We start from the raw sequence: 21,454 nt of genomic DNA on the forward strand, positions 1-21,454 counted from the left end.
TAGGAAAGCCAATGCCAGTAGATACTTCTCAACGCACAGCCAAAGAAGAAATAATGGATGATTTTGCGTTGACTGGGCATGAATTAAGCGATGCGCTGGATAAAATTGCGCTGATCAATCAGTGGCTGGGAGGCAATAAAATTACGCTCGACGGTCTAAAAAAACTAACCAAAGACTGGCCCAAAGGAAAGCCGCTTTCCATCATAGACATCGGTTGTGGCAACGGCGATATGTGTCGGGCCGTTGCTGATTTCGCTCATAAAGAAGGACTTAACGTTACTATTCTGGGTATCGATGCCAATGCATACACAATCAATCATGCTCAAACGCTCTCCCAATCGTATCCAGATATTACCTATGCGGTTCTGAATATATTCGATAGCGACTTTGCAGATCTGAACTACGACATTGCCGTATGTACCTTAACGTTACATCATTTTGCCGATCAGGAAATTGTCTCATTAATGACGCTGCTGACAAACAAAGCAAAACTCGGCATAGTTATCAATGACTTACAGCGAAGCGCTTTAGCTTACCGACTTTTTCAACTCATTTGTTTTGTCTTTCAGTTGAACGATATGTCCAGAGAGGATGGACTTACCTCTATTCTTCGCGGCTTTAAAAGACAGGATTTAGAAAAATTCTCGAAGCAACTGTATCTAAGAGAATACCGTATTACCTGGAAGTGGGCTTTTCGCTATCAATGGATTATTAAAAACCTATGCCTGTAAAAATTACGTCTGTAGCAAAAGCATTACCTCAACATTGGCGAGATACAAAAGACATTTTACCATTTCTGGACGCCTGGCTGGTTGACCAGGATACGCGTTTCCAGCGAAAAGTAAAGAAGATATTTGAAAATGCGGCTGTCGATCGGCGCTATTCGATAATGGGGCCTGATGAAGTTTTTTCAACAACTTCCTTCGCTGAGAAAAACGCTATTTATAGTCGGGAGTCAATAAAATTAGCTGAAATCGCGCTGAAAAATGCGCTCGAAAAAACGACCTGGAACGTCACGGATATTGATTATCTGATTACCGTAAGTTGCACCGGTATTATGATTCCTTCGCTGGATGCGTATTTGATCAATAATCTCCAGATGCGGCAGGATGTGGTTCGGCTTCCCGTTACTGAAATGGGTTGTGCGGCTGGGGTTTCAGGCATCATTTACGCGAAGAATTTCCTAAAAGCGAATCCCGGAAAAAGGGCAGCCCTCATTGCGGTCGAATCGCCAACGGCCACGTTCCAACTAGATGATTTCTCAATGGCCAATATTGTCAGTGCGGCTATTTTTGGAGATGGAGCCGCCTGCGTATTGCTTTCTTCCGACGATGCCGATACAGGACCAGAAGTTGTCGCCGAAGAGATGTATCATTTCTACGAAGCCACCCATTTAATGGGCTTCGATTTGACGAATACGGGTTTACAAATGGTGTTGGATAAATCCGTCACAGATACAATTGCCGCTCATTTTCCAGACATCATCTACCCATTTCTGGAGAAAAATCACTTGACTATTGAGGAAATTTCGCACTTGATATTCCATCCGGGTGGTCGGAAAATTGTGGAAGTGGTGCAGGAAATTTTCGGCCGGATGGGCAAGAATATTAATGAAACGAAGGAGGTATTACGTCTGTATGGCAACATGTCGAGCGCTACGGTTCTCTATGTACTGGAGCGATTTATGGATAAACAGCCAGCAAAAGATTCATACGGACTCATGTTAAGTTTTGGTCCTGGTTTTTCCGCGCAACGTGTTTTACTGAAATGGTAAGAGAGTTTGGCGATCAAAACTATTGGGCGGTTATTTTAGGTGGCAGCTCTGGATTAGGACTGGCAACAGCTCAAAAACTCGCCCAACACGGCATGAATATCTGCATTGTCCATCGAACCCGAAAAGCGGATTTGGCGGCTGTAGAAGCCGAATTTAACCGTATTGAAAGCCAGGGCGTTTTACTCAAACAATACAATATCGATGCCACCAATCCCGAAAAGCGAAGCACTCTAATCGCTGAGTTACGGACGCATCTGGGCGAACAGGGAAAAGTCCGTGCCTTAATCCACAGCATTGCCAAAGGAAACCTGAAACCTATGCTTTCCGATGATCAACGGCAACTTCAGCACGACGATTTCCAGTTAACGATCGAGGCAATGGCGATCAGTTTATACGATTGGACGAAAGACTTGCTGGTCGGGTCGTTATTTGCTCCCGATGCCCGTATCCTTAGTTTTACCAGCGAAGGCAGCACCAAAGCCTGGAAAAACTATGCGGCCGTTTCAGCAGCCAAGGCGGCTCTTGAAGCCATTTCAAGGAGCATTGCGCTGGAGATGGCCCCGTATGGGATTCGGGCCAACTGCATTATGGCGGGCGTTACCAATACGGCGTCGTTACGCATGATTCCCGATTCTGACGCGCTGCTTACGATGAGCAAGCAACGAAATCCTTTTTCTCGATTGACTCAGGCAACCGATGTGGCCAATGTAGCGTATTTGCTATGCAAAGATGAAGCCGCCTGGATTAACGGCGCGGTGATTCCGGTAAACGGCGGTGAACACCTTCAATAACGATATCCATTGCAGAACTTCGGCCATATCCTTTCGAAATTACCTTATAGCAAACCGTTTCTGTTTGTCGATCACCTGCATTCAATTGACGAGAACGGGGCTGAGGGCAGCTATACGTTTCCTAGTGATGCCTATTTTTACAAAGGGCATTTTGCTGATAAACCGATTACACCGGGCGTTATTTTGACGGAAGTAATGGCCCAGATAGGCGTCGTTTGTCTGGGTATTTTTTTGTTGACCGAAACCCAGCAAAGCGATATCGATATTGCTTTGACATCCACCCAGATTGATTTTTACAAACCCGTTCTCCCTACCGAAACGGTTACTGTTCGGTCCACAAAAGACTATTTTCGATTTCATAAGTTGAAGTGTAAAGTAGAAATGGTAAACAGCGCTGGCGAATTGGTTTGCCGGGGCGCTATTTCAGGTATGATGAAACCGAAAACGTATGCGTAATCGAGTCGTTATTACGGGATTGGGGGTCGTTGCTCCTAATGCCGTGGGTGTCCCTTTGTTTCTGGAAGCCATTCAACAAGGGCGAAGCGGCATCACGTTTCATCAGGAATTAGCCGACCTGAAATTCTCCTGTCAGGTTGGTGGAATTCCACCCGTAACCGACGCACACAAGCATCAGTATTTTTCGGACTTACAACTTCATCAACTCAATAGCAGCGGGGTCGTTTATGGGGTTATTGCGGGAATGGAAGCCTGGCAAAACGCGGGCCTCAGCATGCCTACCGATGAACCCGATTGGGAAAGTGGCATTGTCTTTGGAACTGGCATTTTAGGCATCGACAAACTCAGGGAGTCCATCTATAAAGTTGACCAGGGGCAAGTTCGGCGATTGGGTAGCACGGCTGTAGTGCAAACCATGACCAGTGGGGTTAGTGCGTACCTGAGCGGCATGCTGGGGCTCGGTAATCAAATTACAGCCAATTCATCAGCTTGTGCTACCGGTACCGAAGCCCTTTGGCTGGCCTACGACCGAATCGTCAACGGTCATGCTAAGCGGATGCTGGCGGGTAGCTGCAATGATCATGGCCCTTACATTTGGGGCGGGTTCGATGCCATGCGCGTGCTTCCCTATCAATATAACAACACCCCAGAAAAAGCATCGAGACCTTTGAGTGCCACCGCCAGCGGCTTTGTACCGGCCAGTGGTGCAGGAGCTTTGGTACTCGAATCGCTGGCTAGTGCGCAGGAACGAAATGCGACCATTTACGCCGAAGTACTTGGCGGGCATGTCAACTCAGGTGGCCAGCGGGGTGGTGGTTCTATGACTGCGCCCAACGCGGCTGCCGTAAAACGGTGTATCCAGAAAGCACTTGAACAGGCCAATGTTCGGCCTAAAGAGATTGACGTGATCGACGGGCATTTAACAGCTACCATAAAAGATTCTGCCGAAGTAAGCGCCTGGTGTGAAGCCCTGAATCGACGAGGAGATGATTTCCCCATGATTAATTCCCTGAAGTCGATGGTTGGTCATTGCCTGAGTGCCGCCGGAAGCATCGAATGCGTGGGGGCTGTTCTGGAATTGCATCACGGGTTTATTTACCCATCGCTCAATTCAGAAGATCCACATCCGGATAGTTCGGCATTGATTAATCCTGAAAAAATTCCACAACAGCTCATTCATAAAGATATTCAGGTAGTTGCAAAGGCGAACTTCGGTTTCGGCGATGTGAATGCATGTGTCATTTTAAAGAAATTTCAATCCTGACCAAACTATGCAAACGAAAGACGAATTAATCGAAACACTCAAAAAAATTGTGAAGCCCTATGTTCAGGATGAACAGGCATTTGAGCACATTACTGAAGACACCGACTTTATTAAGGATCTAAAAATCAATTCGGCCAACCTGGTCGATATTGCGCTGGATGTTGAAGAAGCCTACGATATCGAGATTGACAACGAGTCGATGGAGCAAATGCTTACCGTTGGTTCAGCCATCGAAATCATTACGAAAAAGCTAGCCGAAAAATGATCGGCAATGACATTGTCGATACAGCACAAGCAAAACGAGAAAGCAACTGGCAGCGCAGGGGCTTTCTGGAGAAACTATTTACAACTCACGAACAAGGCCTTATTCTGTCAGCCTCCAATCCCGAGCGCCTGGTCTGGACGCTTTGGAGCATGAAAGAGAGTGCTTATAAAGTAAGCGTTCGCGAAACGGGAAAGCGTGCGTTTGCACCAAAAAAACTAATCTGCAGCATAACATCACTCAGTGAGGAAACGGTCGAAGGGACCGTTTTTTATCAGAAGGCTTATCAGACAAAATCATCCATTAGCCCTCAACATATCGCTACCGTTGCCATTTTAGCGAATACCGAACTCACTTTCCATCAGGAAATTATTCAGTTCAGTAACTCCACCTATCAGCATCAAAACGCTCGAATTCAGGAAGACATCCAGCAATATTGTGTCGACTATTTAGCGATTCCTCCTGCCAACAGCTACCTACAAAAAGATCAGAATGGCATTCCTGCCTTGCTAGTGATCAAACCATCAGGAGAGCAGCTTTCCATTCCTATCAGTATAAGCCATCACGGTCATTATGGCTCGTTTGTAATAGACTGTACCCACAGGCTTTAGTCCGTGTTTTACGTCTACTGGGTTATTCACGGGCTGGACCCGTGGGTACAATTAAATGCCAACATTTACCTTACTTCATTGGTTATACGAGTCACAATCAATAATCAACGTTATTAATATTAAGGCTACAACGTTATGAAAAGGAAAATATGGGTCGTAGGCGTCATGCTGACAGCCATGGTCGGTTTATCGTCCTGCGCTTCGACGGAGCGCTGGCTTTACGGTAATTCAGAAAACAGTCGGGAAGATCTTGTGCAGCGCGATCGTAGAGGCAACTCCCGCAATAATCGAGATTCACAAGGTCGGACATACGACGAGGATCAAATGAGCAGTTCTGACTCGCGGAACAGCAGCTCATACCGAAACCCTTACCGGTCTTCTGATGAGCAGGATAGCCGGATGAGTTATCGCGATAATGACAGCGACCGTCCTAGCCGTATGTCGGGTAGCTCCTACAACAACCGCTACAACGATTACAATGATCGGGATAACCGTCGCGACGACCGCGATCGGTATGATGACCGGGATAATCGGCGCGACGATAACCGAGATTCGTATAATGACCGAGACCGCTCGTATGATAATCGGAATGATCGCTACAATGACAACAATCGGTACGATGACCGGGATAATCGGCGCGACGATAACCGGAATTCGTACAGCAGCCGGTCAGATAATGACAACTATCGGTATCGAAACGATAATAACTCGTACAACGACCGCCGATACGATGACCGGAATTCGTCTAATAATCGCTCCGATAATCGGGATTCGTACAACAATAATGACCGAATGATGTCGGACCGGGATCGCGATAATCGTCGAGACGATCGGAACAGCGACAATAATTCAGATCGGCGCGACGACCGCGACAGCCGGAATAATTATAACGACCGTCGGGATGATAATCGGACTAATACTGATAGCCGTTACGACGACCGGGATAATCGTCGCTCAGACGACCGTCGGAACAATAACGACGATCGGGATAACCGCCGGAATTCTGACCAAAACCAGGATAATCGGAACAATCAGAGCAACTCTGACAATCGCGATAACCGAAGCACTGATAACAACAACGACATGCGTCGGGATGACCGGAGCGATAGCCGGAATAACGATCAATCTGGCAACGGGGCATCAGATCGCGACCGTCGCGACTTAACGGACCGCATTTCAGCACAAATGGATAAGCTGGACGATCAGATCGATGACGCTAAAGCTGATGTAAAAAACGAAAGCCGTAAGGAACGCAAAAAAAGAGAAGACCGTATCAATGATTTGCAGGACAAACGTCGCCAGCTAGCCGATGCATACTATAAAGTGCAACGGTCCAGCGCCGATGATTTTGATAAAGCGAAAAAAGAGGCCAATAAGCTTGTTGACGACATTAGCGATTCGCTAGATAAAGCCGCTGATAAGGTTGACAAAAAGTAAATAGCCATTTTTGGCATAACAAAGGGACTGGTTCTGTGAATCAGTCCCTTATTTGCTGTGCTTAGGGGTAACCATAAACGCCAATCGTCAAACTATCTTTGCGGTATGGCACTGATTAAATCTGTCCGGGGAATCCACCCCGTATTTGGCGAGAACTGCTGGTATGCAGATAACGCCACTATTGTTGGCGAAGTAACCATGGGTCGCGATTGTACCGTTTGGTTCAACGCGGTTATTCGGGGAGACGTCAACTCGATCACCATCGGCGATCGCACCAATATTCAGGATGGAGCCGTCATTCACTGTACGTATAAGCGAACGAAGACCATCATTGGTAACTACGTTTCCATTGCTCACAACGCCATTGTTCATGGGTGCACCATAGAAGATAATGTCTTGATTGGCATGGGAGCCATTGTGATGGATGGGGCAGTTATTGGCACTGGTAGTATCATTGCCGCCGGGGCAATTGTTACCCAAAATACCATCGTTCCGCCTGGTTCCATTTACGCGGGCAACCCCGCCAAATTCCTGAAAGCAGTCTCGCCGGAACAAGCCGAAGTATTTGCCCGAACGGCCAATAATTACGTCATGTATGCCGATTGGTTTAAAGAATGAATAATGGTTAATGAACAATGTATAATTTCTATCTATATACAATTATACATTGTTCATTAACCATTATCAATTAGTCAATCACCATTATTCATTCTCTTTTTCGTGCAGTAAGTCTCGTATTTATTTCGTTTAGTATATTGCCCTTCATCAAACTTCATGGATGATTTTCTGATTTATCTACGCTTAGGTTTTGACCATATTACCGACCCTGGCGGGTACGACCACATTCTGTTTGTTATAGCCCTGTGCGCCGTCTACACGGTCCAGCAATGGAAACAAGTCCTGATCCTGGTAACGGCTTTCACGATTGGTCATTCAATTACCCTGGCACTGGCAACCCTCCAGCTCATTCATTACAAAACGGATCTGATTGAGTTGCTCATTCCCATAACCATTCTGATTACGGCCATCACGAACTTCTTTTTTCGGGAACCCAAATCCAAGTCGCGTTTATCCACAGCTCAGCAACCAAATCGTTACTGGCGTTATGGGCTGGCTTTGAGCTTCGGCCTTATTCATGGCATGGGCTTTTCCAATTACCTCCGCAGCCTCTTAGGCAACGAGGCCGACATTGTGACACCATTGCTGGCCTTTAACCTCGGTCTGGAAATTGGGCAGCTGGTTATCGTTAGCCTTGTTCTTGGGCTGGCATATATACTTATTAATATCATCCGTACCAGCCAACTACGCTGGACGCTCGTTGTATCCGGTATTGTAGCCGGCATGGCGCTATCGCTCATTATCAACAACGAGTATTTGGGCAAATTACTCCAGTAAGCTCATTTTCTTGCGGTTACCACGCTCCACTTATCACAATACAAATTAGATAACCTCTTTTTTCGTATTTTTACTTCCTCGTCAACAACTATAAACCAATTTATGCAAAAGATAATTTTGCTACTGACGGGTTTAGCCATTCCTGCATGGTCAGCCCAGGCGCAAGCCCCTCCACCGTCAACCCAACGTGCCAATACCCGTTTTGAGCAACTCGGGCCTATTTTACCTACCCCGAACACGTTTCGGACAGCCTCTGGAGCACCTGGAAAAGACTATTTCCAGAACCGTGCGGATTATGACATCAAAGCTACGCTTGATGATACCAAGCAAAAACTAACCGGTTCTGAGACGATTACGTATCACAATAATTCAGGAGACGTATTGCCTTATGTCTGGCTCCAGTTGGACCAGAACACATTTCGGGCCGATGTAGATGGTAGAACATCGCAGACGAGTAGTATTAACGCCGAACAGGGTGCCAGTATCCAGCAACTCACTGCAAACACAACACTAGCGGCTAAAGATTACGGCGATAAAATCACGGCGGTACGCGACCAGGCTGGCAAGCCCCTCAAATACACCATCAACCAGACGATGATGCGGATTGATTTACCGCAGCCAGTTAGCCCAGGTAAATCCGTAGTCTTTTCGGTCGACTGGAATTTCAATATCGTCGATGTTAGAAGTACAGGCGCTCGGGGTGGTTATGAATTTTTCCCGAAAGATGGTAACTACATCTACGAAATAGCCCAGTGGTTTCCTCGTCTGTGTGCTTACAGCGACGTAACGGGTTGGCAGAACAAGCAATTTTATGGGCAGGGCGAATTCACCCTGATCTTCGGCAACTACAAACTAGCCTTAACCGTCCCGAATGACCACATCGTTGGAGCCACAGGCGAGCTACAGAATGCAGCTCAGGTATTAACACCAACCCAGATAAAGCGTTGGAATGAAGCCAAAGGGAAAGGTGATAAGCCTGGTGAAAATCCAGTGGTTATTGTCACCCAGGCCGAAGCCGAAGCTGCCGAGAAAGGCAAACCAACGAGCACAAAAACCTGGATATTTAAAGCAGATAATGTCCGTGATTTTTCATTTGCGAGTAGCCGCAAGTTCATTTGGGATGCCCTGCAACCGAATGTAGAAGGCAAGCGTGTTTGGGCCATGTCTTTGTATCCAAAAGAAGGTAATCCTCTCTGGGGCCAATATTCGACCCGGCTTGTTGCGCACACCTTAAAATCCTATTCGCGCCGGACAATTGCTTACCCATATCCAGTAGCTTACTCGGTTCACGGACCCGTTGGTGGCATGGAATATCCAATGATTAGCTTTAACGGTGCCCGCCCCGAAGCGGATGGGACGTATTCTGTTGGTACGAAAAATGGGCTTATTGGGGTAATCATTCACGAAGTTGGCCACAATTTCTTTCCAATGATCGTCAATTCCGACGAGCGTCAATGGTCCTGGATGGATGAAGGTTTGAACAGCTTCCTGGAAGGCTTGGCCTGTCTGGAATGGGATGCCAACTACCCGGCACGAGGCATCGATCCGCAATCGATTGTGCCTTATATGCGAATGGATTCTACGCTGCAAGTCCCTATCATGAGCAGTTCCGATAATATTCCCAGAAATACTTTCGGACCAAACGCCTACAGCAAACCCGCCACAGGACTCAATATTTTGCGCGAGACCATTATGGGCCGTGAGTTGTTTGATTACGCCTTCAAAGAGTACGCGCGTCGATGGGCGTTCAAAACACCCGAGCCCGCTGACTTTTTCCGCACGATGGAAGATGCATCGGGTGTTGATCTGGACTTCTTCTGGAAAGGGTGGTTCTACAGCGTTCAACCCGTTGACCAATCATTGGTAAAAGTTGACTGGTTTCAGGCCAGCTCACAAAATCCTGATATCACCAAAGCCGAAGCTCGCGCTGCTGCCCAAAAGCGGTTGAATACGATCAGCAAACAACGCGACGCCTTAAGCAAAGATGAAACCGTGGTGGCACAGGACAGCACCATGCGTGATTTCTACAATCAATACGACCCTTACGCAGTTACTGAAGCCGACAAAAAGAAATATCAGGACTATCTGGCTTCCTTAACCGCCGAAGAGCGCTTACTGGCCGAAGCCGGTACGAATTTTTATACGTTGTCGCTCAAGAACAAAGGCGGCATTCCAATGCCAGTCATTCTACGGATGGAATTTGAAGATGGGACTGATTCGGTGGCTCGTTTCCCCGCCGAAATCTGGCGTTTCAATGATGTATCGATCCGAAAAGTAATTGCGACCAATAAGAAAGTAAAGCAATGGACGCTCGACCCCTATTACGAGATCGCGGATATCAACACAGAAGACAACTCGTTTCCACCCGTTTCTCAGCCTACGCGCTTTCAGTTATTTAAACAACAGCAGCGCTTTGGACCACAAGGACCTAATCCGATGCAACAACAACGAGGAGCGACTTCTCAACCAGCCAGACAAGGTACTGGCCGAAACTAACAATCTCTATTAACCTACAACAGCCAATGAAAAAAATAGTATTAATGACTGGCCTTAGCTTATGGTCAGCCGTTTTATTAGCTCAGGCTCCGCAAGCTCCAACGCAAAATGCTAATACGCGTTTTGAGCAGCTCGGCCCCACGCTACCTACGCCGAATACTTTCCGGACGGCTTCTGGTGCCCCTGGTAAAGATTATTTCCAGAACCGGGCCGACTACGACATAAAAGTCGAGCTTGATGATGCCAATCAGAAAATCATTGGTTCGGAAACCGTTACGTACCATAACAATTCAACCGATGAGCTCCCTTTCATCTGGCTCCAACTCGACCAGAATCTGTTTGCGAAAGGCTCTATCGGCAGCGTAACCCGCACTGGTGGTGTTAACGAAAGCGGCATGAGTTTCGCTCAGTTACAAAACCTCACCTCGGTTCGCGAGCGCAACAGCCAGCAGGCTTCCGATAAGTTTGGTTACCATATCACATCGGTAAAGGATACCAAAACAGGTACCGCGCTCAAATACACCATTAATCAGACCATGATGCGGATCGACCTTCCAGCAGGTTTGAAACCCGGTGGCAGCTATTCGTTCAACATCGATTGGAATTACTTCGTCACGGAGTACTACGGTCGTAGCGGTTTGGAGTTTTTTCCGAAAGATGGTAACTACAACTATTTCATTGCTCACTGGTTTCCACGCCTATGCGCCTATAACGACGTAAATGGCTGGCAGAACAAGCAGTTCCTGGGCCAGGGCGAATTCACGCTCATTTTCGGGAATTATAAAGTTGCCATTACTGCTCCTGCCGACCACATTGTTGGTGCCACAGGTGAGTGCCAGAACTACAAGCAAGTATTATCGGCGACGCAGCAAAAGCGTCTGGCTCAGGCCGCAACATCCAAAACGCCAGTCGTTATTGTAACCCAGGACGAGGCTGAAGCTGCGCTGAAAACTAAACCAACGGATAAAGTAGCTAAGAAAACGTGGGTGTATTCTGCTTCAAACGTGCGCGACTTCGCATTTACCAGCAGCCGCCGTTTTATCTGGGATGCCATGCAGACCGACGTTTACGGCGACGGACACAAAATCTGGTCGATGTCATTCTATGCGAAAGAAGGCAACCCACTCTGGGGACAGTATTCAACCCGCGTTGTAGAACATACGCTGAAATCGTACGGTAACCGGACCATTAAATATCCTTATCCAGTTGCTATTTCTTGTCATGCTACAGCTGGTGGCGGTATGGAGTACCCGATGATTTCGTTCAATGGCGGTCGCCCAGAAGCCGATGGCACCTATACAGATCAGGTTAAAGCAGGTATGATTGGGGTAATCATTCATGAAGTTGGTCATAACTTCTTTCCAATGATTGTTAACTCTGACGAGCGTCAATGGACCTGGATGGACGAAGGCTTGAATACCTTCTGCCAATATTTGGCCGAGAAAGAATGGGATTACAACTTCCCGAGTCGCCGGGGAGAACCTCAGTACATTGTTGATTACATGAAGTCGGATAAGTCGGTATTATCACCCATCATGACTTCGTCCGACAACGTAATTAGCCTTGGGCCTAATGCGTATGCAAAACCAGCCACCGCGCTTAACATTCTTCGTGAAACGGTTATGGGTCGTGACCTCTTCGATTACGCTTTTAAAGAATACGCACGTCGTTGGGCCTTTAAATCGCCTGAGCCAGCCGATTTCTTCCGTACCTTAGAAGATGCATCTGGTGTTGATCTGGATTGGTTCTGGAAAGGCTGGTTCTATGGCGTCGAGCCTGTTGACCAGGATTTAGTAGAAGTTGACTGGTTCCAGATCGATTCGGGTAATCCTGAAATAACCAAAGCAGCGGCACGGGCCGAGGCACAACGTCGGGCTGGTACCATCAGCAAACAACGCGATGCGGCTACTAAAGGTGAGACAGTTGTGGCAAAAGATTCGACCATGAAGGATTTTTACAACAGCTATGATCCTTACGCCGTTACCGAGGCCGACAAGAAAAAGTATCAGGATTACCTAGCCACGTTGAGTGCCGATGAACGGAAAGCTATCGAGACAGCTGACAAACAAAACTTCTACACGTTGTCGCTGAAAAATAAAGGTGGTGTACCGATGCCCGTTATTATTCGGATGCAATTCGAAGATGGGACCGATTCAGTAGCGCGCTATCCAGCCGAAATCTGGCGTTTCAACGACGTAGCGATTAAGAAAGTGATTACCACAAACAAAAAAGTAACACAGTGGACACTTGATCCTTACCAGGAAATCGCGGATATCGACGCCGAAAATAATTCATTCCCACGTGTTGCCGCTCCAACACGTTTCCAGTTGTTTAAGCAGCAGCAACGGTTTGGTCCACAGGGCCCTAACCCGATGCAACAGCAACGAGGAGCAACTCCCCCACCGGCTAGGCAAGGTACAGGTAGGAATTAAATAAGCTGTGAATAATGGATAATGTACAACGAATAATGACGGAGGTTCAGCATTATTCATTGTACATTATCCATTATTCATTACTTTTGCACACCAATTCGGGATGTAGCGCAGTCCGGTAGCGTGCTTGCATGGGGTGCAAGAGGTCGTGGGTTCGAATCCCGCCTTCCCGACAGACTAAAAAAGGAGACGTATCTAATGCGTCTCCTTTTTCTTTTACCTACCTATCATCTCCCAAATCGCTGGAATTCTTTTTTGGCCGCTTCCCTGGATGAAGTGTCAACTGCATCAGGCTGCTAGCACAAAATTTTTCTTAATTTTTGTTAAGAGAATTATGGAATTGCTCCAGCGCTTGCATCCATAATAAAACAGGGCACAACAACGCTTGCTGAGGCCTTTTTATAATCTTAACAATTATTTTATGATCAACGCTCCCCCATACTAAACGCCCTCAATCCAGGCAATCAGATCGCTCTTAATAGGCGATTTCTGAGAAATAAGGATTTAGCAGGTTGGCTTCTCAAAAAAATAAAGTTGCTAGAATGGATATGTGCAAGTCTTTATTGGTGTATTACAATACGATTGAAAGATTTGACATATAGGATTGTGTGGTTTTTGCCGGAAAACACATATTTTTGTGGAGGTTCGACGGTATTTCTACTAAATTTTTAGCTGGACGAACCGAAAGAGTCTAAATTTTTCACTTTTTTTACCGGGTAAACCAACTTTTAATTTTAACCCTACAGTCCAGTTCCAATGAAAACACAAACTCCCTCTCCAGCACCTGCCAAAGCACCGGCACCAAAGAAGACCTCATCAGGTGGCTTAAACCCTGCGTTTGTTTTACCGGTATTACTGATCATCGGTATCCTGACGTACATGTTTGTCTTCGGTGATGGAAGCCACTTTCAGGAAGGTGACAACACGAAAGAACCACTTCCAGGCGATTACTTCGGTACCGTGTACAAAGGTGGATTTATCGTACCAATTCTGTTCACTTGCTTTCTGACAGTACTGGTATTCTCAATCGAACGGTTCATCACGATTGGCCGGGCTAATGGTTCAGGTTCAATTGACGATTTCGTTCGGAAAATCAAAAGCCAACTTGACCGTAACGAAGTAGCTGCAGCCATCCAAGAGTGCGACCGTCAGAAAGGTTCGATCGGTAATGTTGTTAAAACTGCTCTGGTAAAATACCAACAATTGGCTACCGACACAGAACTGAACAAAGAACAAAAACTGGTTGCCCTGCAGAAAGAAGTAGAAGAAGCGACGACACTTGAATTGCCAATGCTGGAAAAGAACCTGACCATCATTGCTACGCTGGCTTCGGTTTCGACGCTGATCGCCCTGCTTGGAACGGTACTTGGTATGATCCGGGCTTTCGCAGCTATGGGTGCAACTGGACAGCCTGACACAGGTGCTCTGTCGACTGGTATCTCTGAGGCTCTTGTAAACACGGCTTTAGGTATCGGTACAGCTGCTATTGCAACGATCATGTATAGCTACTTCACCAGCCGTATCGACGTGTTGACCTACAACATCGATGAAATCGGTCTGAGCATTCAGCAAAACTTTGCGGCTCACTACTAAGCCGAGATAGCACAGTTGATGTCCATTAACCAACCTGCCCGAGTTTATATCGGGCAGGAAGAAACAAAATAACTCATGCCAGCAGTTAAAATTAAACGCGCTAGTTCATCAGTGGATATGACGGCGATGTGCGACGTGGCATTTCTATTGCTGACGTTCTTCATCCTAACAGCCAATTTCCGGTCGCAGGATGCCGCAGCTATCGAAACCCCTTCGTCCATCTCTGGAATTAAAGTTCCTGATAGCGACATCATGACCATCGGTCTTGGTCGGGACGGCAAAGTTTACTTCGGTATTGACAATGCGCAAAACCGCATTGCTATGCTGGATAACATTGCAGCCGCTAAAGGGCTTACCTTCTCGAATAACGAAAAGAAGGAATTCTCTCTGATGTCGAACTTTGGATTACCAATCAATCAGCTGAAATCGTACCTGAACATGCCGAAAGAGCAACAGGCGAAAGTAAAACAACCTGGTATTCCAACTGATACGACGGGTGCAGGTCCAACGAATGAATTGAAAGAATGGGTTTACAACGCCCGTAAGGCTAATAACAATCTTCGAATTGCGCTGAAAGGTGATAACCTCGCCAAATTCCCCGAATTCAAGAACGTTTTGGCTACGCTGCAAGCGCAGAATATCAACAAATTCAACCTGATCACGGGAACGGAAGCTCCCCCAGCTGGTTGGAAGCCTGATTGAGCGCTAACGCGATTGCAACTAAATTTGATTTTCACCACGCGAATCTGTTAAGAAAACATGGCAGAAATTAATACTGGCGGTGGTGGTGGTAAGCATGATGGTGGTAAGGTTCGTTCCAAGAAAGCGTCGACCCGTGTGGATATGACGCCCATGGTTGACCTGGGATTTCTCCTGATTACCTTCTTCATTCTGGCCACTACCTTGAGCAAGCCATCCTCGATGACGCTCAACGTGCCGGATAAAACAAAAACTGAGGAAACGGAACCTATCAAGGCATCCAATGTAATGACCATCTTTCTAGGGAAAGATAATAAGGCTCATTACATTTTCGGAAAAGCCGCCAATGAGGATCCTGAAGTGAAAACGGTTGGCTATGGCTACGAGTTTCGTCAGGCTCTCATGGAAAATGCCAAAAAAGTAGGTGGCGAAAAGTTTGTAGTCGTTATCAAACCAACGAAAGAATCGACCTATAAAAACATGGTTGACGTTCTGGATGAGATGGCCATTACTAAACTAAAGCGGTACGCCCTTGTGGATGTGCTGACTCCAGATGAGAAAAAGCTTCTCAAAGAAAAAGTAAAATTAGACGCATAACACCATGGCAGAAACTAATTCACAGGCAACACTCGATGATATCGTGTTTGCCCACCGGAATAAAGCGTATGGTGCATATGATCTGCGGAAATCGTATCCTAAAGCGGTAACGCGTGCCCTCATTATTGGTGGTGTGTTGTTCACCTTAGGCGTACTTTCTCCAACAATCATCAGTGCCTTAACTCCGGAGAAACAAGAGCAAGCGATGGTAGAAGTAGACTTGATGAAACTTCCACCACCACCTATTGATCCGAACGAGCCACCACCACCGCCACCACCACCGGTAGAATTACCAAAGGTGAACACGGTGAAATTCCTTCCACCGGAAGTAAAACCGGATGAGGAAGTACCCGAAGAAACGCCACCACCGGCTGTTGAAGAACTGAAGGAAGCCGTAGCTGCTGAAAAAACGCAGGAAGGTGATCCTAACGCTGAAGAAGTTATTGCTGCTCCTGAAGCTACAGCTGCTCCAACCAAGGTAGAGGTTGCTGTTGAAGCTGCTCCGAAAGAAGAGGAAATCTTTACGGTGGTAGAACAACAGCCTGAATTTAGTGGTGGTATGGCTGCTCTTGGCCAATACCTAAGCAAAAACCTACGGTACCCAGCTGCTGCACAACGGGCAAACGTTTCAGGTCGTGTATTTGTGAGCTTCGTAGTAAATACGGACGGTAGTATTCAGGACGTTCAAGTGTTGAAAGGTCTTGGATTCGGTACAGATGAAGAAGCACAACGTGTAGTAAAAGGCATGCCTAAATGGCGCCCTGGTAAACAATCAGGTCGTCCAGTTCGGGTGAAGTACAACCTGCCTATTAACTTTACGCTGGAATAATTTCGTCTATGCGCAGACAAAATAGTGGCCCAGCGCAGTTAACGCTGTACATTTCAGTATTGGCTTCGCTGGCATATATGGGAGGAGGCATCGGACTGATTGCCTCCTCTCAGTCTTTTGGGATGTTACCTGAACCCGGCCCATTTCGTTACGGGTTAGGTGCTCTCCTGCTGATTTATGGCGCTTTCCGGGGCTATCGTGCTTATCAACGCTTTCAGGGAAATGACTAACCGAATTTTGCTATTTATAGGAGTTGCTGTTCGGATTAATGAGCTGCGGAAATGGTAAACCGCCCTTAGATAATCCCTCTAACGGTAGTATCGTTGTTGCTGCCGACGAATCATTTCAACCTTTGGTCACTCAGTTGACCGAAGCTTATGCCGGAATTAACCCCAATACCCATTTCAAGGTGGTTTTCAAGCCTGAGCAGGAAGCCATCAATATGATGCTTCAGGATAGTGCTCGAATCGTTTTCACGACAAGAGAACTAAAGCCAAATGAACGGGCTGTACTTGACCAACGAAAAATAAAAGGAGCAGCCGAAAAAATTGCTACTGATGGGGTTGCGCTTATCATCAACAAGGCCAATACAGATAGCCTGATTACCATGTCTGAATTACAACGTATTTTCAGTGGGCAGGTAAAACAATGGGGACAGCTAAGTGGTGGGAATCAAAATAGCCCGATTACACTGGTGTTTGATAATAACAATTCTAGTAATTTAGAGTTTGTATTAAAAACTTTTAACATCAAGGACGTTACAGGGTTACGCATTTTCACAACGCATTCCAATCGGGAGGTTATCGACTTTGTTCGTAAAAACCCATCAGCTCTTGGTTTTATTGGTGTTAATTGGATTAGTGATAGTGATGAACCGCTCTCTGTTGATCTTGCTCGCGATCTTCGGGTCATGGGCGTATCAGCCAAACCAAATCCGACGAAACGGGATGATTATTTTCAGCCCTTTCAGGAAGATTTAGGTATGCAGCGTTATCCATTACGGAGACCCGTGTATATCTTGAGCCGCGAAACACACCCAGGTTTAGGCGGTGGGTTGATAAATTATATAGCTCGGGATGCAGGCTCGTTAATCATTCGTAAATTGGGGCTTTGGCCTAGAATACCATACGATCGGGTCATAAACCTGACAAAATGAGGAAGTTTTTTTGGTTTAACCGCAATTTTTTAGTTTTGTCAAATGTTTAATCAGCAATAACCTTTTTTCCATTTCCAACTTGAAGTACATGATGAACAACCAGAAGCAGTCGCTATTGACCTTCCTGTTCGTTGGGGCGACCATAACGACTCCTTTAGTGGCACAGGATCTCAAAACAGCCTTGCAGGATATCGAGGCTGAGCGATATACTAAGGCAGAGCAAGAGCTAACAAAATTAGCAACCAGTTCGCCTACGGCTGAAAATCAGTTTTACCTCGGTTATTATTTCCTCAGAAGCGGTCAACCTGACAAGGCGAAAGCAGTTTTTGAGAAAGGAGCTGCTGCCGATGCCAAAAACCAACTGAATAACGTTGGCCTTGCTGGCGTAGCGCTAGCTAAAAAAGACCGCAGTGCAGCTAAAACACTGATTGACAATGCCGTTGCACAAACCAAGAGCAAAGATCAGGCTGTTCTGATTCGTGCCGGAGAGATGTATACCTTATCTGACCAAACAAACGATCCAGCTGAAGCATTGCGATTGTTGACATTGGCTCAGGAAAAAGACAAAAAAGGTGAGCAAAAAGATGAGATTGAAATGCTCATGGGTGATGCTTACTTTTTGAAAAATGATGGTGGCAACGCTATTACGAAGTACGAAAATGCGCTGGCTGCTAAACCAAGTCTAGCAGAGGCTAATTATAAAATTGGTCGCTTGTACTTACGTGGTAAAAACTACGCAAAAGCTCAGGAGTATTTTAAACTAGCCATTCAGAATGATGCTGAGTTTGCTCCTACTTACCGTGCTTACGCTGATGCATTAGCGAATTCGCGGGCTTATAAAGCAGCTGCAACAAACTATGAGTTATACATTCAGAAAAGCGGTACTACCGATCCTGAATTGTTGCTTGACGTAGCTCGGTATAAATTCCTGGCTCAAGATTACCAGGGTGCGATTTCTTACCTGGATCAGCTGAAAGGTAAAATCAATAATCCAATTATTGATCGGATGTATGGCTGGGCTTATTCGGCTCTAGGCAAAAATACCGAATCGGTAGAAGCGTTAAATCGGTTTATCTCGACTGCTCCTCAAAAGGTAATGTCTGACGACTATAAGTATTTGGGTCGTGCTTATGCTCAATTAGGAACACCAGAAGGTGATTCGCTTAGCATTGCTAATTTAGAAAAGGCGGCTCCAATGGATACAACCGAAAACCTGTATCGGGAAATTGGAGAGCGTTATTACAAAACGAAACGCTATGACAAAGCTGCGACTTACTACGCTAAGACTATTGCAACCGATAAAAAGCCGCAAAACAACGACTTCTTATGGTTAGGTCTTTCCAGCTATCAATATGCACCACGCGTTGGTCGGGATAGCGTAATAGCAGCAACAGATACAGCACAGATTCGCCAGGTAAAACAACAATACTACCTACGGGCTGATTCAGCATTTGCCCAGATGGCACAACGTATTGAAGCTGACGGCAAGAAGTATCCATTAGCTTACTATTACCGTGCGGGTTCTAACTACTACGCTTATCCTAACGACAAAGAAAAAGGAGCCACTTTAGCCACACCGCTCTATGAAAAATTCATTGAGCAGGCTACAGCTCCAGACCCAGCAGATAAAACAGACTATAAGAAATATTTAATTACCTCTTACAAAGCTCTGGCTGGCTTCAGTATTTTAAAGAAAGACGAACCTAAAGCGAAGGAGTATTTTGATAAAGTTCTGGCGCTCGACCCCAATGATGCCGATGTGAAAAAGGCACTGGAAGGGCCCAAACCGGCTCCAGCACCAGCTACTCCAGCTGCCCCTAAAGCTCCTGTAAAAAAGAAAGTCGCCGGTAAATAATGAATATTCTGGCTTGAAAATAAAAAAAGCGTAGGTTTAAAACCTGCGCTTTTTTTATTTTCAAGCATAAAGAGTATGACTATCAATGAATATAGCTATTATTTTTCAGAGCGTATCGTAACTTTGCGGGCGCAATTTTTTGACTACACGACACTACCCCAAAACGCCGATGCTTAACCTTGTACTGTTTGGCCCGCCGGGAGCCGGAAAAGGTACCCAAAGCGAAAAGTTAATTCAGAAGTATAATTTAGTTCATTTGTCGACCGGTGATTTATTGCGTTCGCAGATTGCTGCTGGCACAGAACTGGGTTTACGAGCCAAACAATTAATGGATCAAGGCCTTTTAGTACCCAATGAGGTAGTAATTGGCATGATCGAAAATAAATTACGTGAGAATCAATCGGCTCCAGGTTTTATTTTCGATGGCTTTCCGCGTACTGTACTCCAGGCCGAAGCACTTGATGAATTGTTGAGTCACTATCAAACGCCCATAACAACAATGATTGCTCTGGTCGTTGATGATGAAGAGCTGATTCGTCGCTTGTTAAAGCGGGGCGAAACATCTGGCCGACCTGACGATCAAGACGAAACCACCGCCCGCCGACGGGTAAGTGTGTATAATAAAGAAACTATGCCCGTTGCTGACTACTATAGTCAACAGGGAAAATTTGCGGCCATAGATGGAATCGGTAATATTGAGGATATTTTCCAGTCAATATGCCAAAAAATAGAAGAGAGTCGACCGTGAGGTAACAGCATATTATGGCTTCATCAAACTTTATTGATTACGTAAAAATAAACTGTCGTTCAGGTGCCGGCGGAGCTGGATCAGTCCATTTTCGCCGGGAAAAACACGTACCCAAAGGTGGACCTGATGGGGGCGATGGAGGACGGGGAGGCCACATAATTCTTCGGGGAAATGCTCAGCTATGGACCTTATTACACCTAAAATACCGTAAACACGTTAAAGCAGGAAACGGTGTAGCAGGTGAGGGTGGTCGAAGAACTGGGGCCGAAGGAGAAGATGTAATTCTGGAGGTACCCCTGGGTACTATTGCCCGAGATCCAGAATCGAGTGAAAAGCTGGCCGAAATTACAGAAGATGGGCAGGAAATTATTCTGTTTGCAGGAGGGCGAGGTGGCCTTGGTAACGATCATTTTAAATCATCTACTCAACAGGCACCTTATCATGCGCAAACAGGAGAGCCAGGACGAGAAGAGTGGGTTATACTGGAGTTAAAATTATTAGCTGATGTTGGCTTAGTTGGTTTTCCTAACGCAGGTAAATCGACTCTCTTATCTGTCTTATCAGCGGCTAAACCTGAAATTGCCGATTACCCGTTTACAACCCTTGTCCCCAATTTGGGGGTCGTAGCGTATAGAGATTATAAGTCATTTGTAATGGCTGATATTCCAGGTATCATTGAAGGTGCCTCTCAAGGGAAAGGACTGGGGCTACGGTTTCTGCGTCATATTGAACGAAACTCGATACTTCTTTTCTTAATTCCGTCTAATACTGAAGACGTTCGTCAGGAGTACAATACCTTATTGAATGAACTGCGCGAGTTTAATCCTGAATTGATGGATAAAACTCGGATTCTGGCCATCACCAAAACCGATTTGGTTGACGATGAAGCACTGGAAAGAATCAAAAACAATGTTCCTAAAAAAGTCCCTGTAGCTTATATATCCTCGGTTAGTCAACGAGGCTTGGATGAATTGAAAGATCTTATTTGGCACAATCTGACGACTGTTGAACCAGTCTGATACTCCATGATCGGCCCATCTGTACCCATCAGTTTGGCTG

The 21,454-nt window shown here is 46.1% G+C and carries 21 protein-coding genes and 1 tRNA gene; all 22 read left to right on the forward strand.

Translation table 11 applies throughout. The features are described 5' to 3' along the window. Positions 1-11 precede the first annotated feature (11 nt). The 22 genes from H3H32_RS29180 (at position 12) to obgE (ending at position 21,414) form a co-directional block, all read left to right on the forward strand. Positions 12-731: a methyltransferase domain-containing protein gene (locus H3H32_RS29180; protein WP_182459247.1), complete on the forward strand. Its 720-nt coding sequence runs from the start codon at positions 12-14 to the stop codon at positions 729-731. After that, entirely contained in the window at positions 722-1,774 is a 1,053-nt protein-coding gene (locus H3H32_RS29185) for a type III polyketide synthase (RefSeq protein ID WP_182459248.1), read from the forward strand. Before H3H32_RS29180 ends, H3H32_RS29185 begins: the two co-directional genes overlap by 10 nt. Further along, positions 1,768-2,565: an SDR family oxidoreductase gene (locus tag H3H32_RS29190; RefSeq protein ID WP_182459249.1), complete on the forward strand. Its 798-nt coding sequence runs from the start codon at positions 1,768-1,770 to the stop codon at positions 2,563-2,565. The genes H3H32_RS29185 and H3H32_RS29190 overlap by 7 nt, the downstream gene beginning before the upstream one ends. Before the next feature lie 9 nt (positions 2,566-2,574). Continuing rightward, positions 2,575-3,021 (forward strand): 3-hydroxyacyl-ACP dehydratase FabZ family protein, encoded by a 447-nt coding sequence (locus H3H32_RS29195; protein WP_182459250.1) that lies wholly within the window; start codon positions 2,575-2,577, stop codon positions 3,019-3,021. Further along, positions 3,014-4,285 (forward strand): beta-ketoacyl-[acyl-carrier-protein] synthase family protein, encoded by a 1,272-nt coding sequence (locus H3H32_RS29200; RefSeq protein WP_182459251.1) that lies wholly within the window; start codon positions 3,014-3,016, stop codon positions 4,283-4,285. The genes H3H32_RS29195 and H3H32_RS29200 overlap by 8 nt, the downstream gene beginning before the upstream one ends. A 7-nt stretch (positions 4,286-4,292) precedes the next feature. Further along, the gene (locus H3H32_RS29205) at positions 4,293-4,550 is read left to right on the forward strand and encodes an acyl carrier protein (protein ID WP_182459252.1); all 258 of its coding nucleotides are present in this window, start codon (positions 4,293-4,295) and stop codon (positions 4,548-4,550) included. Continuing rightward, positions 4,547-5,158 (forward strand): 4'-phosphopantetheinyl transferase family protein, encoded by a 612-nt coding sequence (locus H3H32_RS29210; protein ID WP_182459253.1) that lies wholly within the window; start codon positions 4,547-4,549, stop codon positions 5,156-5,158. Before H3H32_RS29205 ends, H3H32_RS29210 begins: the two co-directional genes overlap by 4 nt. 135 nt (positions 5,159-5,293) lie before the next feature. After that, positions 5,294-6,595 carry a sll1863 family stress response protein gene (locus tag H3H32_RS29215; RefSeq protein ID WP_182459254.1) on the forward strand — a complete coding sequence of 434 codons (1,302 nt, stop codon included), beginning with the start codon at positions 5,294-5,296 and terminating at the stop codon, positions 6,593-6,595. A 105-nt stretch (positions 6,596-6,700) separates the two neighbouring features. Further along, the gene (locus H3H32_RS29220; protein ID WP_182459255.1) at positions 6,701-7,213 is read left to right on the forward strand and encodes a gamma carbonic anhydrase family protein; all 513 of its coding nucleotides are present in this window, start codon (positions 6,701-6,703) and stop codon (positions 7,211-7,213) included. A 156-nt stretch (positions 7,214-7,369) separates the two neighbouring features. Beyond that, complete coding sequence (locus H3H32_RS29225; RefSeq protein WP_182459256.1) at positions 7,370-7,990, forward strand: HupE/UreJ family protein; 621 nt, start codon at positions 7,370-7,372, stop codon at positions 7,988-7,990. Between the two features lie 102 nt (positions 7,991-8,092). Next, positions 8,093-10,486, forward strand: a complete 2,394-nt coding sequence (locus H3H32_RS29230; protein ID WP_182459257.1) for a M1 family metallopeptidase — start codon at positions 8,093-8,095, stop codon at positions 10,484-10,486. 26 nt (positions 10,487-10,512) lie between these two features. Then, positions 10,513-12,918, forward strand: coding sequence for a M1 family metallopeptidase (locus tag H3H32_RS29235; protein WP_182459258.1), 2,406 nt, complete (start codon positions 10,513-10,515; stop codon positions 12,916-12,918). Between the two features lie 99 nt (positions 12,919-13,017). Beyond that, a tRNA-Pro gene (locus H3H32_RS29240) sits at positions 13,018-13,091 on the forward strand. Between the two features lie 583 nt (positions 13,092-13,674). Beyond that, on the forward strand, positions 13,675-14,511 hold the full coding sequence (locus H3H32_RS29245; RefSeq protein ID WP_182459259.1) for a MotA/TolQ/ExbB proton channel family protein: 837 nt from the start codon (positions 13,675-13,677) through the stop codon (positions 14,509-14,511). 75 nt (positions 14,512-14,586) lie between these two features. Further along, the gene (locus H3H32_RS29250) at positions 14,587-15,213 is read left to right on the forward strand and encodes an ExbD/TolR family protein (RefSeq protein WP_182459260.1); all 627 of its coding nucleotides are present in this window, start codon (positions 14,587-14,589) and stop codon (positions 15,211-15,213) included. Between the two features lie 57 nt (positions 15,214-15,270). Beyond that, the gene (locus H3H32_RS29255; RefSeq protein WP_111346199.1) at positions 15,271-15,807 is read left to right on the forward strand and encodes an ExbD/TolR family protein; all 537 of its coding nucleotides are present in this window, start codon (positions 15,271-15,273) and stop codon (positions 15,805-15,807) included. Positions 15,808-15,811: 4 nt separating this feature from the next. After that, positions 15,812-16,636, forward strand: coding sequence for an energy transducer TonB (locus tag H3H32_RS29260; protein WP_182459261.1), 825 nt, complete (start codon positions 15,812-15,814; stop codon positions 16,634-16,636). 8 nt (positions 16,637-16,644) lie between these two features. Continuing rightward, positions 16,645-16,866 carry a hypothetical protein gene (locus tag H3H32_RS29265; RefSeq protein WP_182459262.1) on the forward strand — a complete coding sequence of 74 codons (222 nt, stop codon included), beginning with the start codon at positions 16,645-16,647 and terminating at the stop codon, positions 16,864-16,866. A gap of 38 nt (positions 16,867-16,904) precedes the next feature. Beyond that, complete coding sequence (locus H3H32_RS29270) at positions 16,905-17,792, forward strand: PstS family phosphate ABC transporter substrate-binding protein (protein WP_182459263.1); 888 nt, start codon at positions 16,905-16,907, stop codon at positions 17,790-17,792. 88 nt (positions 17,793-17,880) lie between these two features. Beyond that, entirely contained in the window at positions 17,881-19,647 is a 1,767-nt protein-coding gene (locus tag H3H32_RS29275) for a tetratricopeptide repeat protein (protein WP_182459264.1), read from the forward strand. A gap of 169 nt (positions 19,648-19,816) precedes the next feature. After that, the gene (locus H3H32_RS29280; RefSeq protein WP_182459265.1) at positions 19,817-20,395 is read left to right on the forward strand and encodes an adenylate kinase; all 579 of its coding nucleotides are present in this window, start codon (positions 19,817-19,819) and stop codon (positions 20,393-20,395) included. A 14-nt stretch (positions 20,396-20,409) separates the two neighbouring features. Next, complete coding sequence (gene obgE, locus H3H32_RS29285) at positions 20,410-21,414, forward strand: GTPase ObgE (RefSeq protein WP_182459266.1); 1,005 nt, start codon at positions 20,410-20,412, stop codon at positions 21,412-21,414. Positions 21,415-21,454 lie beyond the last annotated feature (40 nt).

The sequence above is a fragment of the Spirosoma foliorum genome (genome assembly GCF_014117325.1).
GTDB classification, from domain to species: domain Bacteria; phylum Bacteroidota; class Bacteroidia; order Cytophagales; family Spirosomataceae; genus Spirosoma; species Spirosoma foliorum.

What these genes read in the sequence shown, in the direction of transcription:
- H3H32_RS29250 (WP_182459260.1), top strand. Translation starts at nt 14,587, where the DNA reads ATGCCAGCAGTTAAAATTAAACGCGCTAGTTCATCAGTGGATATGACG.
- H3H32_RS29205 (WP_182459252.1), top strand. Translation starts at nt 4,293, where the DNA reads ATGCAAACGAAAGACGAATTAATCGAAACACTCAAAAAAATTGTGAAG.
- H3H32_RS29215 (WP_182459254.1), top strand. Translation starts at nt 5,294, where the DNA reads ATGAAAAGGAAAATATGGGTCGTAGGCGTCATGCTGACAGCCATGGTC.
- H3H32_RS29190 (WP_182459249.1), top strand. Translation starts at nt 1,768, where the DNA reads ATGGTAAGAGAGTTTGGCGATCAAAACTATTGGGCGGTTATTTTAGGT.
- H3H32_RS29185 (WP_182459248.1), top strand. Translation starts at nt 722, where the DNA reads ATGCCTGTAAAAATTACGTCTGTAGCAAAAGCATTACCTCAACATTGG.
- H3H32_RS29280 (WP_182459265.1), top strand. Translation starts at nt 19,817, where the DNA reads ATGCTTAACCTTGTACTGTTTGGCCCGCCGGGAGCCGGAAAAGGTACC.
- H3H32_RS29225 (WP_182459256.1), top strand. Translation starts at nt 7,370, where the DNA reads ATGGATGATTTTCTGATTTATCTACGCTTAGGTTTTGACCATATTACC.
- H3H32_RS29180 (WP_182459247.1), top strand. Translation starts at nt 12, where the DNA reads ATGCCAGTAGATACTTCTCAACGCACAGCCAAAGAAGAAATAATGGAT.
- H3H32_RS29220 (WP_182459255.1), top strand. Translation starts at nt 6,701, where the DNA reads ATGGCACTGATTAAATCTGTCCGGGGAATCCACCCCGTATTTGGCGAG.
- H3H32_RS29200 (WP_182459251.1), top strand. Translation starts at nt 3,014, where the DNA reads ATGCGTAATCGAGTCGTTATTACGGGATTGGGGGTCGTTGCTCCTAAT.
- H3H32_RS29270 (WP_182459263.1), top strand. Translation starts at nt 16,905, where the DNA reads ATGAGCTGCGGAAATGGTAAACCGCCCTTAGATAATCCCTCTAACGGT.
- H3H32_RS29255 (WP_111346199.1), top strand. Translation starts at nt 15,271, where the DNA reads ATGGCAGAAATTAATACTGGCGGTGGTGGTGGTAAGCATGATGGTGGT.
- H3H32_RS29260 (WP_182459261.1), top strand. Translation starts at nt 15,812, where the DNA reads ATGGCAGAAACTAATTCACAGGCAACACTCGATGATATCGTGTTTGCC.
- H3H32_RS29265 (WP_182459262.1), top strand. Translation starts at nt 16,645, where the DNA reads ATGCGCAGACAAAATAGTGGCCCAGCGCAGTTAACGCTGTACATTTCA.
- H3H32_RS29275 (WP_182459264.1), top strand. Translation starts at nt 17,881, where the DNA reads ATGATGAACAACCAGAAGCAGTCGCTATTGACCTTCCTGTTCGTTGGG.
- H3H32_RS29245 (WP_182459259.1), top strand. Translation starts at nt 13,675, where the DNA reads ATGAAAACACAAACTCCCTCTCCAGCACCTGCCAAAGCACCGGCACCA.
- H3H32_RS29235 (WP_182459258.1), top strand. Translation starts at nt 10,513, where the DNA reads ATGAAAAAAATAGTATTAATGACTGGCCTTAGCTTATGGTCAGCCGTT.
- H3H32_RS29230 (WP_182459257.1), top strand. Translation starts at nt 8,093, where the DNA reads ATGCAAAAGATAATTTTGCTACTGACGGGTTTAGCCATTCCTGCATGG.
- obgE (WP_182459266.1), top strand. Translation starts at nt 20,410, where the DNA reads ATGGCTTCATCAAACTTTATTGATTACGTAAAAATAAACTGTCGTTCA.
- H3H32_RS29210 (WP_182459253.1), top strand. Translation starts at nt 4,547, where the DNA reads ATGATCGGCAATGACATTGTCGATACAGCACAAGCAAAACGAGAAAGC.